Source organism: Mesorhizobium sp. M7A.T.Ca.US.000.02.2.1, from assembly GCF_003996995.1.
Lineage (GTDB): Bacteria > Pseudomonadota > Alphaproteobacteria > Rhizobiales > Rhizobiaceae > Mesorhizobium.
The window spans coordinates 1-16,513 of the sequence record NZ_RZTT01000096.1 but is presented as its reverse complement, the minus strand read 5'-3'; the positions used below and the strand labels follow the sequence as shown (position 1 = coordinate 16,513).

General features: G+C 63.8%; 15 protein-coding genes and 1 pseudogene. 7 read left to right on the top strand and 9 right to left on the bottom strand.

Annotated features, from left to right (window positions below):
• Window positions 1-595 (bottom strand): HD domain-containing protein (locus EOD15_RS11890; RefSeq protein WP_127408514.1); only part of this gene is annotated, 595 nt, incomplete at its 3' end.
• A 22-nt stretch (window positions 596-617) separates the two neighbouring features.
• Entirely contained in the window at window positions 618-1,535 is a 918-nt protein-coding gene (locus EOD15_RS11885) for a 3-keto-5-aminohexanoate cleavage protein (protein WP_127408513.1), read from the bottom strand.
• Window positions 1,536-1,611: 76 nt separating this feature from the next.
• Between EOD15_RS11885 and EOD15_RS11880 the strand changes: the two genes are divergently transcribed.
• Window positions 1,612-2,592 carry a GlxA family transcriptional regulator gene (locus tag EOD15_RS11880; RefSeq protein WP_127408512.1) on the top strand — a complete coding sequence of 327 codons (981 nt, stop codon included), beginning with the start codon at window positions 1,612-1,614 and terminating at the stop codon, window positions 2,590-2,592.
• 63 nt (window positions 2,593-2,655) lie between these two features.
• Here the strand turns inward: EOD15_RS11880 and EOD15_RS11875 are convergent, their stop codons facing one another.
• From EOD15_RS11875 to xylA, 3 genes are all read right to left on the bottom strand, one after another.
• Entirely contained in the window at window positions 2,656-2,865 is a 210-nt protein-coding gene (locus EOD15_RS11875) for a hypothetical protein (protein WP_127270186.1), read from the bottom strand.
• A gap of 177 nt (window positions 2,866-3,042) precedes the next feature.
• On the bottom strand, window positions 3,043-3,519 hold the full coding sequence (locus tag EOD15_RS11870; protein WP_127322172.1) for an N-acetyltransferase: 477 nt from the start codon (window positions 3,517-3,519) through the stop codon (window positions 3,043-3,045).
• Between the two features lie 253 nt (window positions 3,520-3,772).
• The gene (gene xylA, locus EOD15_RS11865; RefSeq protein WP_127269940.1) at window positions 3,773-5,098 is read right to left on the bottom strand and encodes a xylose isomerase; all 1,326 of its coding nucleotides are present in this window, start codon (window positions 5,096-5,098) and stop codon (window positions 3,773-3,775) included.
• 111 nt (window positions 5,099-5,209) lie between these two features.
• On the opposite strand from xylA, the gene EOD15_RS11860 reads away from it, so the two are divergent.
• The gene (locus EOD15_RS11860) at window positions 5,210-5,572 is read left to right on the top strand and encodes a nuclear transport factor 2 family protein (RefSeq protein WP_127269938.1); all 363 of its coding nucleotides are present in this window, start codon (window positions 5,210-5,212) and stop codon (window positions 5,570-5,572) included.
• A gap of 197 nt (window positions 5,573-5,769) precedes the next feature.
• Here EOD15_RS11860 and xylB read toward each other — a convergent pair whose 3' ends face one another.
• Window positions 5,770-7,224, bottom strand: coding sequence for a xylulokinase (gene xylB / locus EOD15_RS11850; protein WP_127322174.1), 1,455 nt, complete (start codon window positions 7,222-7,224; stop codon window positions 5,770-5,772).
• 82 nt (window positions 7,225-7,306) lie between these two features.
• A complete protein-coding gene (locus EOD15_RS11845) occupies window positions 7,307-8,629 on the bottom strand; it encodes a tetratricopeptide repeat protein (RefSeq protein WP_127322738.1) in 1,323 nt (440 codons plus the stop codon).
• A gap of 226 nt (window positions 8,630-8,855) precedes the next feature.
• Between EOD15_RS11845 and EOD15_RS11840 the strand changes: the two are divergent.
• A pseudogene (locus EOD15_RS11840) lies at window positions 8,856-11,644 on the top strand (autotransporter outer membrane beta-barrel domain-containing protein).
• Window positions 11,645-11,695: 51 nt separating this feature from the next.
• Here EOD15_RS11840 and EOD15_RS11835 read toward each other — a convergent pair.
• Complete coding sequence (locus tag EOD15_RS11835; RefSeq protein ID WP_023813669.1) at window positions 11,696-12,319, bottom strand: LysE family translocator; 624 nt, start codon at window positions 12,317-12,319, stop codon at window positions 11,696-11,698.
• Window positions 12,320-12,415: 96 nt separating this feature from the next.
• Entirely contained in the window at window positions 12,416-12,538 is a 123-nt protein-coding gene (locus tag EOD15_RS37215; RefSeq protein WP_127270199.1) for a hypothetical protein, read from the bottom strand.
• Between the two features lie 238 nt (window positions 12,539-12,776).
• On the opposite strand from EOD15_RS37215, the gene EOD15_RS11825 reads away from it, so the two are divergent.
• The 4 genes from EOD15_RS11825 to EOD15_RS11810 all read left to right on the top strand — a co-directional run.
• Window positions 12,777-13,544 carry a L,D-transpeptidase gene (locus EOD15_RS11825; RefSeq protein WP_127322091.1) on the top strand — a complete coding sequence of 256 codons (768 nt, stop codon included), beginning with the start codon at window positions 12,777-12,779 and terminating at the stop codon, window positions 13,542-13,544.
• 100 nt (window positions 13,545-13,644) lie between these two features.
• Window positions 13,645-14,811: a diphosphate--fructose-6-phosphate 1-phosphotransferase gene (locus EOD15_RS11820; RefSeq protein ID WP_127408511.1), complete on the top strand. Its 1,167-nt coding sequence runs from the start codon at window positions 13,645-13,647 to the stop codon at window positions 14,809-14,811.
• Between the two features lie 43 nt (window positions 14,812-14,854).
• Window positions 14,855-15,574, top strand: coding sequence for an MBL fold metallo-hydrolase (locus tag EOD15_RS11815; protein ID WP_127322093.1), 720 nt, complete (start codon window positions 14,855-14,857; stop codon window positions 15,572-15,574).
• 247 nt (window positions 15,575-15,821) lie between these two features.
• The coding region (locus EOD15_RS11810; RefSeq protein ID WP_127408510.1) for a trypsin-like peptidase domain-containing protein at window positions 15,822-16,513 on the top strand (692 nt) is incomplete at its 3' end.

Here is a 16,513-nt window from a genome sequence, read left to right as displayed (position 1 = left end):
TGGGATCTATGAGCGGCACGCGTTCGCCGGCGCGGATCACGGACGGGTCGTATGCCTTGCGGGCGAAGACTTCGAGGACGAAGGGCCGGAAGAATTCGATCGGCAGCGTGTCATAATCGGGGTCGAAGCTGGACTGGTCCCAGCGTTCGCAAAACTGGTCGCAATCGTCGAAATAGGCGTGGCCGGCAAAGCGGTCGCGCGCATGGCGGTTACCGCCGAGGTGATGGGCATAGTAGAGCCGCTGGAAGTCGCCATGTTTCTCCACCACCCAAGTGCATTGTTCGCGCACGAAGGGTTTCAGGATCGAAGCGGCATATTCGTCGTGATTGTATGGCGCGTAGATGTCGCCGATGTCGTGCAGTAGCGCGCAGGCGATCCAGTCGGTGTCGGCGCCGTCGCGCCAGGCACGCGTCGCCGCCTGCAGCGAATGGCCGAGCCGGGTGATCTTGTAGCCCGATAGGCCCGCGTCGAGCTGCACCAGCGCGTCGAGCAGCCGCTCGCCGGTCCTGGCCGCATAGTCGATCTCATGCGCGGTCAGGAACTCGTAGTCGTCCCGGTCGCCATCCTTCATTGCGGTGAATTTTACGGTAGTCATGCCGACCCTCCCGACGAATAATTTATGCCGCGATCGGCGCCCGCTTGGTAAGGTTGAGCTTCTGCCTCACCTCTTCCGGCCCAAGAATCCTGGCGCCGAGATTGGTGACGATGCTGGCTGCGCGTTCGACCAGCTGTGCGTTGGTCGCCAGCACGCCCTTGTCGAGCCAGAGATTGTCTTCGAGACCGACGCGGACATTGCCGCCGGCCAGCACCGCCGCAGCAGCATAGGCCATCTGGTTGCGGCCGATGGCAAAGGCCGACCAGTTCCAGGTCGACGGCACATTGTTGACCATGGCCATGAAGGTGTTGAGGTCGTCCGGCGCCCCCCACGGCACGCCCATGCAGAGCTGCACCAGCGCATCCGGATTGAGCACCTTTTCCTCGACCAGCTGCTTGGCGAACCACAGATGACCGGTGTCGAAGGCCTCGATCTCCGGCTTGACGCCGAGCGCCGTCATCATGCCGCCCATGGCGCGAAGCATGCCGGGCGTGTTGGTCATGACATAATCGGCTTCGGCGAAGTTCATGGTGCCGCAGTCGAGCGTGCAGATTTCCGGCAGGCACTGGCGCACATGTTCCATGCGGTTGGTGGCGCCGCCCATGTCTGTGCCTTTTTCGTTGAGCGGCAGCGGCGCTTCCGGCGATCCGAACACCATGTCGCCGCCCATGCCGGCGGTCAGGTTGAGGATGACGTCGACTTCTGCCGCGCGGATGCGCTCGGTCACTTCGCGGTAGAGTTGCACATCGCGCCTGGGCTTGCCGGTCTCAGGGTCGCGCACATGGCAATGCACGATGGCGGCGCCCGCCTTGGCCGCGTCGATGGCGGAATCCGCGATCTGCTTTGGCGAGCGCGGCACATGAGGGCTGCGGTCCTGCGACCCGCCGGACCCGGTCACGGCACAGGTAATGAAGACCTCACGGTTCATCGCAAGCGGCATAGAACTCTCCTCCGAAAGAACAGTCCACAACAATGCCCGACTTGCCGGAAACTGTTTTGCGTTTTACGAAGCTTCCATGACAAAAAGCGAAAAACCGACGATCTTTCGTGCCGAGCGTCTGCCGCTCAAGGTGACGCTGCTGGTGTTTTCCGGCTCGTCGATCATGTGCGTGGCATCCGCCGTCGATCCACTGCGCGCCGCCAACCGCATCTCCGGCGAGACCCTGTTCGATTTTCGGCTGGTCTCGGTGACCGGCGAGGCTCCGGTCACCACATGCGGCCTGCCGGTGGCGGTCGGCGGCCGCTTCGATGCGGCTGAGCCGACCGACGTTCTTGTCGTTGTCGCCGGCTTCGGCACCCAGAACTATGCAACCTCGGCTCTGTTGTCCGGACTGCGCCGGGCGGCACGCACGGCGCGCGCGTGCGGCGGTGTCGAGGCGGGCACCTGGCTGGTGGCACGCGCGGGCCTGCTGGAAGGGCGCAGTGCCACCACCCACTGGGAGGACATGGAGGATTTTTCCTCGTCGTTCCCCGGCGTCGATGTCCGCCCTGACCGCTATGTCATCGACGGGCCAGTGTTCACCTCGGGCGGCGCGTCGCCGACCTTCGACCTGATGCTGCATCTCATCCGCACGCGGCTCGGTATGGCGGTGGCGCTCGATGTCGCCAGCGTCTTCATCTACGACCAGGCTCGCGCCGCCACCGACGCACAGCCGCTGGTCTCGCTCGGCCGGCTCGACGGCTACGACCCGCGCCTTGCGCAAGCCATCCGGCTGATGGAATCGCATGTCGACCAGCCGCTGACCATCGAAGCAGTGGCCAAGCGCGCCGGGGTGACGGCACGGACGCTGGAAAGCATCTTTCGCAAATCGATCGGCGAGACGCCGGGCGCCTATTACCTCAGGCTGCGCCTCGGCGCCGCGCGCCGGCTGGTGGTCGATACGAGGGTTGCCATGGCCGATATTGCCGGGCGGACCGGGTTCTCGTCCGCCGCGGCATTTTCGAGGGCATTTTCAAGGGCTTTCGGCGAAGCGCCGGTCAGATTGCGGAGGGGTTGATGTGCATGTCGCCCAAAAGTGTGTAGCGGTTTTGGGACAACGACATGCACAAAGTCGGAAAGCTCAGGCAGCGTTCTGACGGTCACTGCCGCCGTCGATCTGCGAGCGCATCTGTCTGGCAAGATGGGTCTCGAAACGGCTGGCAACGGCGCGGTCCCATTCGTTGGAGCGGCGCGTACCATCCTTCGGATGCGGCATCGCCATCAGCCGGTCGATGATCGATCCGGCCTCGCCAGGTGAGAGCAGGGCGTCGATTTCACGTTCGTTCTGCATATCGGTTCGCCTCCTTCTTCCTCTCCCGCCACGAGCCACTCTTATACGAGAAACGTGACGGCAGTTTGAAGGCAAGAGCGAGGTCATTGAAGGGCGTCGAAGGGCAAAACCGTGTCGCGGGACCGGGCCATGCGCAAAGCTGTTCCTGCGTCCCGGCAGGTCAGATCAAGGAGAGATCTACAGCCGCTTTTCGAACAGCACCGTGGTGAAGCCACTATCCCATTCGTCGTCTGGATAGCGGTTTTTCTCGACATAGCCGACCGCCTTGTAGAGGGCTTGTGCCGGCAGGTTGAACGTGTCGGTTTCCAGCCGCGCCTGCGCCAACCCGGCGGTGCCGATTGCCTGTTCGGCATGGGAGAGCAGCTTGCGGCCGACACCTTGGCCTTGACGGGATGCCATGACGTGCAGGGCCTCGATGAAATCGGCGCGCCAATGGATCAGGCCGGCGACCTCGCCATCGATCTCGGCAACGGCGAACTCAGGCCAGCTCCGGTCGACATAGCGCCCGCCAATATCCGTCTCGACATAGCGCCGCGCCGCTGCTTCGGTGATGTTCGGCAGCCATGTGCCTTCGAACGTTTCCTGCAGCACCTGCTTCAACGCCGGAATATCGCTTGCCTGCGCCGGGCGCACGATGATTCGATCCTCTGCCATTTCCGTCTCCCGCCAATGCATGTCGCCCAAAAGTGCACAGCGGTTTTGGGAATGACGACATGCATAAAAATAAAGGCTGCCGCACGGGCCCTCTTTCGGCGACACGCGTGGCATCTCGATCTCACGCCGGCTGCCGAAGATCTGTGCGATCCTCGGCAGCCTCTCGCGAAGTGGGCTGACTAGCAGATAGCGATGGCGGCGGCTTTCAGCCAGTGGTGCCGGATGTCGGTCCAGAGATGGAGCGGCGCGCGCCTTACACGTAGCGGTTGACGATATTTTCCAGCAGTTCCTGGCGGCCGGACCTCGGCTGCGGCTCAATCCTCTTCTTGACGACACGCTCGGCGATATCCTCAAGCGTGCGCTTGCCGGCGAGCATCGCCTTGCCCTCGGCCGTGTTCCAGCCGGCATAACGTTCGGCCAGCGGCGCCGATAGCGCCTTGTCCTCGACCATGCGGGCCGCGGCTTTCAGGCCACGTGCGCAAGAGTCCATGCCGCCGATATGGCCGATCAGCAGGTCCTGCGGATCGAGCGACTGGCGGCGCAGCTTGGCGTCGAAATTGGTGCCGCCGGTCTTGAAGCCGCCGGCCTGCAGGACCTGGTAGTAGGCCAGTGCCATTTCCGGCACGTTGTTGGGGAACTGGTCGGTGTCCCATCCCGACTGATAGTCGTTGCGGTTCATATCGATCGAACCGAAAATGCCGAGTGCATTGGCCAGAGCCAGTTCGTGCTCGAAGGAATGGCCGGCCAGGATGGCGTGGCCCTGCTCGATATTGACCTTGACCTCCTTCTCCAGCCCGAAGCGCTTGAGGAAGCCGTAGACCGTGGCGACATCGTAATCGTACTGATGCTTGGTCGGCTCCTGCGGCTTCGGCTCGATCAGGATCGCGCCCTTGAAGCCGATTTTGTGCTTGTAGTCGACGACCATGCTGAGGAACCGGCCGGCCTGTTCCTGCTCGCGCGCGAGGTCGGTGTTGAGCAGCGTCTCATAGCCTTCGCGCCCGCCCCACAGCACGTAGTTTTCGCCCTTCAGCCGCTTGGTGACGTCGATGCAGCTTTTTACCGTCGCCGCTGCGTAGGCAAAGACATCCGGATCGGGATTGGTGGCCGCCCCCGACATGAAGCGGCGATTGGAGAACAGATTGGCGGTGCCCCAAAGCAGCTTGACGCCGGTCTGCTTCATCTTCCCCGCGAAGTAATCGGCGATCTCGTCGAGGCGCGCGGCACTTTCGGAAAAGTCCTTGCCCTCCGGCCGCACATCGGCGTCGTGGAAGCAGAAATAGGGCGCGCCGAGCAGCGAGAACATCTCGAAGGCGACGTCCGCTTTCAGCTTTGCCAGCTCCATCGTGTCGGTGCCACCTGCCTTGGGGAACCACGGCCGGTCGAAGGTCTGGCCGCCGAACGGGTCGCCGCCCGGCCAGGCAAAGGAGTGCCAGTAGGCGACGGCGAAGCGCAGATGGTCTTCCAGCCGTTTGCCGGCGACGAGCTCGTCGGGATTGTAGAACCTATAGGCCAGCGGATTGGTCGAATCCGGCCCTTCATATTTGATTTTCTTGATGTCGCCGAAAAATCCGCTGCTCATGATTTCTGTCCTCTCACAAAGTTCTGCCGCCATTACCTCAGGCGTAATTGGTTTCAGGCCAGCGCCGGTTGAAAAGGGTCATGTCAAAACCGTCAATGAAGGAGACAGACCATGACCGACCTCACCAAGATCGCTGAAAACTACATCACCGCCTGGAACGAAAGCGATGCCGTCCGCCGGACCGAATTGCTCAAGGCGACCTTCACGGAAGACGTCAGCTATCGTGATCCGCTCATGCAGGGCGACGGCCATGAAGGCGTCGCGGCTCTGATCGACGGCGTGCAGCAGCGCTTTGCCGGCTTCCGGTTCTCGCTGAAGGGCACGCCGGACGGTTTTGCCGACAAGATCCGCTTCTCGTGGAATCTCGGACCTGAGGGGACGCCTTCGGTGATTGAAGGCACCGATATCGGAATCATCGAGAACGGCCGCCTGAAGAGCGTCACCGGCTTTCTCGACAAGGTGCCTGCGCAGTGAGGCTTTGCTGTTAGGGTGGGCGCCACGCGCGCCCCTCTGGCCTGCCGGCCATCTCCCCCTCAAGGGGGGAGATTGGCTGTCTTTCCCGCCATCGCTAATTATCAACCTTGCAAGACGAGTAAAGCCGTCAACGCTGCCGATCTCCCCCCTAGAGGGGGAGATGCCCGGCAGGGCAGAGGGGGGCGCCTCGCACTGAATCACGCGGTTACAGCCCTGATCGCCGGGTACAGCTCCCGGTAGCGCTGATAGGCATCGGCATAGACGCCGCCAAGCGCCGCGTCCGGTTCGATCGTCGCATCCGTCCTCGGTGCCGTACAGATTTCAAGCGGATCGGCACCCGTCGCCGCGATCAGGCCGAGCCGCGCGGCACCAAAGGCGGCGCCGAAATCGCCGTCGGCGGGAATGTCGACAGGCAGTTGAAGCGCGGTGGCAATCGCCTTCAGCCAGTAGCGCGAGCGGGAACCGCCGCCGATCGCCGTCACCCGCGTCAAACTCGTGCCGGCCTTCGCCAGGGCGTCGAGGCTGTCGCGGAAGGCAAAGGCCACACCCTCCAGCACGGCCTGGGTCAGCACGGCACGGCTCGATTCATGCGCCAGCCCGGCGAACGCGCCGCGAATGGCGGCATCATTGTAGGGTGTGCGCTCACCCGAGAGATAAGGCAGGAAGGACACGCCGCTCGGCGCCTTCAATGTGTCGCCGAGCTCAGTGGTCAATTCGCCGGCGCTCTTCCCGGTGATTTCGGACAGCCAGTTGAGCGAATCCGTCGCCGACAGGATGACCCCCATCTGGTGCCAGGTGTTCGGCAGGGCGTGGCAGAAGGTGTGAACCGCGCTAGCCGGGTTGGGCAGGTAGGAAGCGTTGGCGGCAAACAGCACGCCCGATGTGCCGAGCGAGACGAAAGCGTGGCCGGCGCCGACCGTGCCCATGCCGCAGGCCGAGGCCGCATTGTCGCCGGCGCCGCCGGCGATTGGAATGCCGGCCTGGACGCCCCATTTCGAGGCCAATTCACTGCGCAGTGCGCCTGCCTTGTGCGTACCCTCGACCAGCGACGGCATCTGCTCCTCGTCGAGCGACGTCGCTGCGAGCAGGTCCGTACTCCAGCGCCGCTTGCCGACATCGAGCCAGGAGGTACCGGCAGAATCCGACATCTCCGAAATGTGTTCGCCCGAAAGCCAGAGCCGCAGGAAATCCTTGGGCAGCAGCACTTTTGCGACCTTGGCGAAGAGAGCGGGTTCGTTGTTTTTCACCCAGGCAAGTTTCGGCGCGGTGAAACCGGGAAAGACGATGTTGCCGGTCAGAGCGCGGAAGCGCGGATCGGCATCGAGGACAGCCGCCTCGGCATGGCTGCGCGTGTCGTTCCACAGGATGCAGGGACGCAGCACCTTGTCGGCGGCGTCGAGCAGCGTGGCGCCATGCATCTGCCCGGACAGGCCAATGCCCTTGACTGCCGCGAGTTCATCCGGATGGGAGGATTTGAGCTCGGCAATTGCGTCTTCGCAGGCCCGGATCCAGTGCTCGGGATTCTGTTCCGACCAGCCGGGATGCGGCCGTGAAACATCAAGCGAACCATGGCCGGAACCGACGACGGTTTGCCCGGCATCGATCAGCAGCGCCTTGACGCCCGACGTCCCGAGATCGAGGCCCAGATACATGTCTTCCTCCCACGCCAGCTAATTTTTTCGGGTCTCGAAAAAATCTGGCTTGGCCAGTTTTTAAAACAAGATCCGCTTCGGGTCAATTCTCCGACAAATCGGCGGCGCGTCGCACAAACAGCGCTGACAGCGGACTGTCGGGCCGCGCCATCGAACGCTCGGCCGTGAGCGCCCTGGCCAGCGCACCGTCACCGGCGCGCAACGCTGCCTCGATCAGCGTCAGGTCGATAACATCGCGCTGGGCGTGGCTGCCGCCGAAGCGATGGTAGATCGATCGGATCGGCCGGATCAGGCGCACGGTCTCGGCGTAACTGCCCTCACCGAATGCCTTGATGGCGAGCGTCAGCGGATGGCCGACATCCCGCGTGAAAGCCGCATTGTCGTCGCTGCCACGCATGGCCTCGCGCTGAGCCTCAAGCAAAGCGAGGGCCGGCGCATCTAACTCTGCACCGACAAAGGCCATCATCGCGTGGGCATCGTTGAAGGCATAATTGCCGGCGCCGGCCTTATGCCAATTGGCGGCGAGCGCCGCCCAGCGGTCGCCGACATCGACGCCGCCGAGGGCGAGCCGCCACAGGACTGCCGAGGCATCGACCATGTTGAGCGCCATCGTCGATTGCACGCTGTAGATGGGGCCGTCATAGAGGGCCAGCACCGCGTCGGTCTCGCCGAGATCATAGTGGAACAGCGCCAGGTGCCACCAATTGTGCACCTGCAGGAAGCTTTCCCTTGTCCACGCTTCCGGGTTGGCCTGCATCCAGGCGATGCCATCCCTTTGCCGGCTCTGCATTTCCATGACATGGGCGACGGCGTGCTGCGCCCAGCCGTCGCGCGGCTCGATGTCGACCGCCGCGCGGCCAAGCTGCTCGGCCCTGACATAGTCTCCCATTTCCTCCAGCCCGAAGGCCTGCATGCCGAGCATGGCGTGGTAGCCGGGCATGCCGCTTTGCCAGGACGGCAGGGCGCGTGCGATGCGGTCGCGCAGCATGCGTGCATTGCCGGTGAAGAAATCGATCTGGTGGCCGACCTGCAGCGCCAGCCCGTCGCGCGGGGTCTCGATGGTGATGTCCTCGAGAATGCGGCTGGCTTGATGCCAGCGTCCGTTGGCGAGATGACCCAGGGCTGTGACATGCGCCCGCTCGCGCGTGGTCGCGGCAAGCGGCAGTGACGCCTCATGGCAAGCCTTGGCCACCGCTGTCGCCTCCCGCTCGGTGGCGAGGCCGAACAGATAGCCCTTGAAGACATGCGCCATGACGAAGCCGGGATCTTCCGCGATGGCGCGGTCGACGGAGGCTACGGGGTCGCCGATGAAGCACTGCAGTTCACGCACCGCCTGGCTGTAGGGGGTGGATCCCGCCGCCGTCGCGCCCGAAAGCGCCAGGCCGAATGCGTCCCTGGTTGCCATGCGATGTCCTTTCATCGATCCGTGACAGGGCCTCGATCCTTCGGCCCAAACCGATCCTAAAGCATGGGCCACGGACACGCCAACCGCGCGCTACGCCAGATCATTTCAGTAGTCTTTGCAGTTTAGCAACCATGCGGGGCAGATTAGGCTTTGTAAAATCGAATGAATTGTGTCTTCATTACGGCGGCTGGCGGGGGCTGGAAATCGCGAATTGAGAGGGGACGCGATGCGGCATATGAAGAACTCGCTTCCGATCAGTCGTTCGGAGGATGCGCAGGTGACAGTTGCTTCGCCACGGCGAAAGCCACATCCGCTACATCCTTGGCTTATTAGCATCTTCTCAACTACGGCCTTTGCGTTGCTGCCCAATTCAGCTGCGTTTGCCGCATGCGTGCTGGGCCCAATCGCCGGAAACACCGTCTACACCTGCGATAGCGGCGACTCGGGCGGCAGCCTCACCGATGCCGATGGCGATAACACGCTGAATTTTCCCGCCGGCGGCACCGGGCAGATATCAGGCAATGTCAGCTTTGGTGTCGGCACGGACCGCATCGACATGCAGTCCGGCACCATCACCGGCACCGTCGATCAGGGCGGCGGCACGGATTTCTTCACCATTGGCGCGGGTACCGTCGGCGGCAATGTCCAGCAGGGCGCCGGCATCGACGACTTCAACATGAGCGGCGGCCAGATCGGCTCGCTCAACCAGGGCGACGGCCTCGACACCTTCACCATGACCGGCGGACGCATCGTCGATTTCTTCGACGATGGCGACCGCGCCGTGATGACCGGTGGCCGCATCGGCCGCGTCAACATGAAGCTCGACCAGAACTATTTCAACATGTCCGGCGGCACCATCGACCGCAACCTCGTCACCGGCTTCGACAAGGACACGATCATCCTATCGGGCGGCACCATCGGCGGCAACATCAGCGTCAGCGGCGGCAATGACAGCGTCACGGTCACCGGCGGCACGGTCGGTGGCGATATACTGATGAGCTTTGGCGCCGACAGTTTCGTCTGGAACGGTGGCGGCATCATCTATGGTTCCGTCGATCTCGGCGGCGATAACGACACCGCCAGGCTCAGCAACCTCACCAACGCCAATCTCGGTGCCACGGACGCCATATCAGGTGGTGCCGGCAGCGATGCGCTGACCCTGGACAACGTCAAACTGGATGGGGTCAGCCGGCTCCAGAACTGGGAGAGCATCGACGCCACCAATGACACCGAGCTGACGCTCGACGGCAATCTGGTGCTCGGCGACAGCGGCACCGGCACGGGTTCGCTCAGTGTCGATGCCGCAAGCACGCTCTATGGCGGTGGTTTCAACGCAGCGATCCAGGCGTTTACGGCAGGCCAGTTGGCGCAGGTCACCAATGCCGGACGCATCGACCTGACCAATGGCACCACCGGCGCCACCGACAGCCTGACGATTTCGGGCAATTATGTCGGCCTGGGTGGCCTGCTGCTTATCCAGACCGAGCTCGGTGACGATTCCTCCGCATCCGACAAGTTGGTCCTGTCGAGCGGAACGGCTTCCGGTTCGACCGGCATCTCCGTGGTCAATCTCGGCGGCGCGGGGGCTGCGACCACGCAGGACGGCATCATGGTCGTCCAGGCAATCAACGGCGCCACCTCGGGCGCCACGACATTCGCGCTCGACGCCCCGGTCGCCGCCGGTGCCTTCGAATATTACCTGTTCAAGGGCGGCGTCAGCGCCGGCAGCGAGGAGAACTGGTACCTGCGCTCGACGCTGAACACGCCGGCCCCGCCGGCCGCAGCCCCGCCGGCGCTGGAACCCACTGCGCCGCCGGAACCTGAGCCGCCGGCGGCCGAACCGCCGCCGCCGCCGCCTTCCGAGCTGCCGCCGACGCCGCCTCCGACCGAGGGCGACATCAACAATCCGCCGGTCGATCCGACACCGCCGGTGCAGGCCGCCGATCCGGAGCCCGAGCCGCCGCCGGCACCACCGCCGGCACCAGTTGCGGATCCGCCCCCGCCGCCGCCGGTTGTGCCAACGGATGGGCCTGACCTGCCGACACCGGCGGCGGGCGAGGAGATCCTGCTCTATCGCATCGAGGTTCCGGTCTATTCCGCCTTGCCCCCGGTCGCCGAACATCTGGCGATGACGACGCTCGGCACCTTCCACGAACGGCGCGGCGAGCAGAGCCTGTTGTCGAACACCGAGCTGTCGCCGGTCTGGGGCCGCATCTTCGGTCAGGACAGCAAGATGGCGTATTCAGGAACGGTATCGCCGTCATTCGACGGCACCCTGTTCGGCCTCCAGGCGGGCTTCGATCTGTTCGGCCGCGAAACCGCGTCGGGCCAGACCGATCGCGCCGGCCTGTTCGTCGCCTATGCCAGCATGAATGGCGACGTGCGCGGCCAGGCGCTGGGCTGGGACAATCTGTCCGTCGGCAGCATGGATATCAACGGCACCAGCGTCGGCGGCTACTGGACCGGATCGGTCAGGGTGGCTGGTACCTGGACGGCGTCCTCATGGCCACCTTCTTCGGCGGAGACGCAACATCGTCGCGCGGCATCGGCATCGACGTCGGCGGGACCGGTGTCACCGCTTCGCTGGAAGGCGGCTATCCCATCGCGCTGGGGCAAGGCTGGACGCTTGAACCGCAGGCGCAACTGGTCTGGCAGCAACTGTCGCTCGACGATGCATCGGACCGCTTTGCTTCGGTTTCCTTCGATACCGACGGCAACGTGACCGGCCGGCTCGGCGCACGGCTGCAAGGCGAAACAACGATCAATGGCATGGCGCTGCAGCCGTACCTCAAGGCCAACATCTGGCACGATTTCGGCGGCACGAGCCATGTCAATTTCGACACCACCGATATCTCCACCGAGGGCAGATCGACCTCGTTCGAATTCGGTGGCGGTGTGATCGCCAAGGTGACGGACAAGGTCAGCATCTTCGCCACCGGCGACTACACCACCAATCTCGGCGGCGACGAGCGTCGGATACTCGAAGGCAATCTTGGGTTCAGCGTCAAATGGTAAGGCCGGTCATGACCCCGAAAAACAATTTCGGGGTCATGAGCAAAAAGACAGCTAATTGCTGGAACGCATCGCCACCGTGGCGATGCCGGCGCCGACCAGCAGCGTGCCGCCGGTGCGGTTGAAGATCCGGATCGCCTTGGGATTGCGCACCACGTTGCGTGCGCGTGAGGCGATCAGCGCATAGCCAAAGGCATTGGCGAAGGCGAGCGCCAGGAAGGTCGTCTCGAAGATCAGCATCTGCGTCCAGAAATCGGCGTGCCGGTCGAGGAACTGCGGCAGAAAGGCGACGAAGAAGGTGATGCTTTTCGGGTTGAGCGCGGTGACCAGCCAGGCGTGCGCCATCATCTTGGCCGAGGAGACCGCGTCGGTGCGCGGTTCGGCTTTCAGCGCGCCGCCGGCGCGAAACAGTTTCACGCCGAGATAGATCAGATAGCCGGCGCCGATCAGCTTCAGGATGGTGAAGACGGTCGCCGACGCGGCCAGCAGTGCGCCGATGCCCAGCATCGACAAGGTCATCGCGGTGAAATCCCCCAGCGCCACGCCGACGGCCATCGGCAGAGCGGTACGCCAGCCCTGGCCCAGCGCGTAGGACACGACGAGAAGGATGGTCGGACCCGGAATGATGAGGAGGATCGTCGACGCGGCGGCGAAGGCGGCCCAGTTTTCGAAGGACATGCTCGTCTCCCTTGAGCTTAAAGAAGAGGATAAATCCTTAGGCCCAGGAGAATGTAAAGAGGCGATTTCCCTGACTGCGCCAGCGGCAGATCGGTGTCAGTTCGCGCCGCTCAGCGTGCTCACGATATCGGCCAGGCTGACATTGGCACCGAGAACGGTTGCCGCCGCGACAATGGCAGCGGCAAAAAGCTTGATGTCGGTTTTTAAGATCTTGCACATGGAGGCCCCTCGCTGATGGTTTGAGGAGTAGGAAACGCCGGCGCCGGGAATATGACTCGACCGAGGTCTTTTTGTGCAGCAGCCTTCGTTCAAGCCCAGGCAAGAAGGTCGGACATCGTCAAGGCCATGCGCAAATGCAGGCTGTGCAACGTCTTCACGCTTTATCAACCATGAATGATGAAAATGCCCGCTATCCGGCCGGACCGTGCTTCCCGCCGACAGCGTAGGGTCTGGGTATATGCGTGAGTTGCCGCAAGGTCTGACGCCGCCGCGAAATGGCGACGCAATCGAAACCGATCATCATCTTTCCCGCCGCGCCATCCTGTCCGGGGCAGGGGCGCTCGCGCTGCTGAGCGCCGCCGGTTGCTCGACCTCGGGCTTGGGTCTGCCGGCGCTCGAGCTCGACGACGTCACCACGGGTTCCGTGCGGCCGATCCGGCCAAGCATCAGCGTCGACAAGAACATCACCAGCCCCGGCGTCATGTATGCCGGGCTGACCGACGGCGGCTTCAACGTGCCGGAAGTGCCATATCTGAAGGTCAAGCCGGAATTCCGCCGCCAGATCGTCGTCGACACGACAGGCGAGGCGCCCGGCACCATCGTCGTCCATCTCAAGGAGCGCATGCTCTATCTCGTCCAGCCGGGTGGCGACGCCATTCGCTACGGCGTCGGCATCGGCAAGGATGGCTTCCGCTGGTCGGGTCGCGCCAACATCCAGTACGGCAGGGAATGGCCGACCTGGACGCCGCCGCCGGAGATGATTGCCCGCAAGCCTGAACTGGTGAAATGGCAAGCCGGACAGCCCGGCGGCCTCACCAATCCGCTCGGCGCGCGTGCCCTCTACATCTACCAGGACGGCAAGGACACCGGCTATCGCATCCACGGCTCGCCCGAATGGTGGAGCATCGGCCAGGCGATGTCGTCGGGCTGCGTGCGCCTGATCAACCAGGACATCATCGACCTCTACAGCCGCGTCTCCAAAAAAAATCCGGTCGTCGTCGTCTGACGCTTATGCGGCGTGTTGGCGCCGCTCGAAACTCCCGTTGCGCGATGCAGCAAGACAGGCCAAGGTGCCTTGAAAACCATCGCGCCGGGAGAAATCAAGCATGGCTGGAACGTTTGTCATCGCGCAGGGCGGCGGCCCAACCGCCGTCATCAACCAGACGGTTGTCGGGGCGACACTGGAGATCCGCAAGCGGCATCCAGGTGCCAAGGTGCTGGGCTCCATCCATGGTGTGCGCGGCATCCGTGACGGCAATTATGTCGACCTTTCCGCCATCCCCGAGGACCGGCTGCGGCTGATTGCCGGCACGCCGAGCGCCGCCCTCGGCTCGACCCGCGACAAGCCCGACGCCGCCTATTGCGATGTCATCCTCAACGGCCTGAAGAAGGCCGGCGCCGACGCCTTCATCTATATCGGCGGCAACGACACGTCGGGTACCCAGCAGATCCTGACCGATGCCGCCGGCGGCTCAATTGCCTTCGTCCATGCGCCAAAAACCATCGACAATGATCTCGAGGAAAACGACCACACGCCGGGCTTCATTTCGGCGGCCGAGTTCGTCGCCGGCGCCTTCCTGTCCGTCGATCTCGATTTTCGTGCGCTGCCCGGCATCTATGTCGGCATCGTCATGGGCCGGCATGCGGGCTTCCTGACCGCGGCCGCGGCCGCCTGGCAGCTCGACCCCGACAGCGGCCCGCACCTCGTCTACGTGCCCGAGCGCCCATTCTCGGCCGCCGGCTTCATCGACGACGTGCGTGCCACGCTCGATCGCCACAAGCGCTGCATCGTCGCCGTTTCGGAAGGCGTCAGCGCCGCCGACGGCAAGGCGCTGGTCGAAAGCCTGGTGCCGCCGGACAAGCTTGAGCGCGACGCGCATGGCAACGTCAAGCTGTCGGGCAGCGACCTGCCGGCCGCACTCGAGCGCGCGTTGGCGGAAGGCCTGCCGGGCAAGCGGGCCCGCGTCGATGCGCTCGGCTACATGCCGCGCGGCTATATCGGCGCCATCAGCGCGGTCGACGCGCAGGAGGCGTTCGATGCCGGCGCTTTCGCCGTCACCGTCGCCGAACAGGGCGGCGGCTCGGTGGCGTTGCAATATGACGGCACCAGAACGGTGCTGAAGAAAGTGCCGCTCAAGAACGTCGCCGGCAAGACACGCCACATGCCGGACGATTTCATGAAGCCCGATGTCAATCAGCTGTCGGATGCCGGCATGGCCTATCTCAAGCGGCTGGTGCCGGAAAAGTACAAGGTCGGGAAGCCCTTCGTCTGATGCCGGGTCAAACTTGATGTCAGGCTCACGCTTGATGCCAGTGATGCCGGACTGGTTCAGCAGGAGCGTCGTCGACGACAAGACGACGATGCTGACCGAGCCCTTCGTCCATGCCTATGTTCGGGCCAATATCTGGCATCTGCGCGGTCGCGATGCCGATTTGCTGGTCGACACCGGCATGGGCATCTGTCCGCTGACGCCGCAGATCGAGACGCCGCCGGGCAAGCCGCTGCTGGTCGTTGCCACCCACATCCATCTCGACCACGTCGGCTCGCTGCATGAATTCCCGTTGCGGGCAGGGCCAAGGATGAGCGCGGCTCGGTTCGAGACCATGGATGAGGCCGCGACCTACGCCTACATGTTCCATGACCTCGAGGGTGCCGTCTCGAAACTGCCGGCGCCCGGATGGAAGTCGGCCGACTACAGGATCCCGCCCGCGCCGTTGACGCGAACCCTGGACGAGGGCGATGTCGTCGATCTTGGCGACCGGCAATTTCGCGTGCTGCATTTGCCGGGCCATTCACCGGATTCGATCGCGCTGTTCGACGAGGTCGACGGCCTGTTCTTCAGCGGCGATGCCATCTACGACGCCATGCTGATCGACGACCTGCCGGATTCCGACCGAGCCGCCTATGTCAGCACGATGCGGCGCCTGCTCGACCTGCCGATCCGCATCGGTCATGGTGGACACGGACCGAGCTTCGACGGCAAGCGCATGCGCGAGATTGCCACGGCCTATCTCGAGCGAAGCGCCGGTGGCTGAGGCTCCAGCGAGACAGCAAGGTGCCGCCCGACGACTTTGCGGCCCTGCCGCCGTCCGGATATTAAATCTTCGTAAGGTCGCCCTAAAACCCTAAATCGGGCCAATCCGCGCCCTAGATGCAAGGCCGTCGATCCGGTTGGCTGCCATGTAGGCGAGACGGGCAATTGCGACCTCGACACGCCGATGACCGATTTCCCCGCACGGGAGGGCCACGGCGCTGGATCAACTCTCGCCCGGACAAACGACCATGTCAGATATCCTTCGTAGGCATCGCGTCGCGGCCTTGCTGGGCGCTGCGCTGATCATATCCCCCTTCGTCATGTCTTTCGCCCAAGGCGAGGGCAACACCATTCCGACAACCCAGACGCCTGTCGCCGGCATCACCGCGCCCAATGGCTCGTTCGCACCCATCGTTGCCGCCGACAAGCCGGCGGTGGTGACGGTCACCACCGTCATGAAGGCACAACCTGAAACGATGAGCGATGCATCTCCTTTCGACGGCGGCTCGCCCTTCGATGACTATTTCCGCCAGTTCTTCGGTGACCAGGGCATGCCGACGCCCAAGACGCCGCCACAACAGCAACCGCAGCGCGCCGAGGCGCTGGGTTCCGGCTTCATCGTCGGCGCGGATGGCACCGTCGTCACCAACAATCACGTCATCGATGGTGCCTCTTCGATCAAGGTGACGCTCGACGACGGCACCGAACTTCCGGCCAAGCTTGTCGGCCGCGATGCCAAGAACGATCTCGCCGTACTCAAGATTAAGTCGGACAAACCCCTGCCGACCGTCAAATGGGGTGATTCCGACAAGCTCATGCCAGGCGACCAGGTGCTGGCCTTCGGCAACCCGTTCGGCATCGGCACCACCGTCACGGCAGGTATCGTCTCGGCGCGCGGCCGTGACCTGCATAGCGGCCCGTTCGACGATTTCATCCAGAT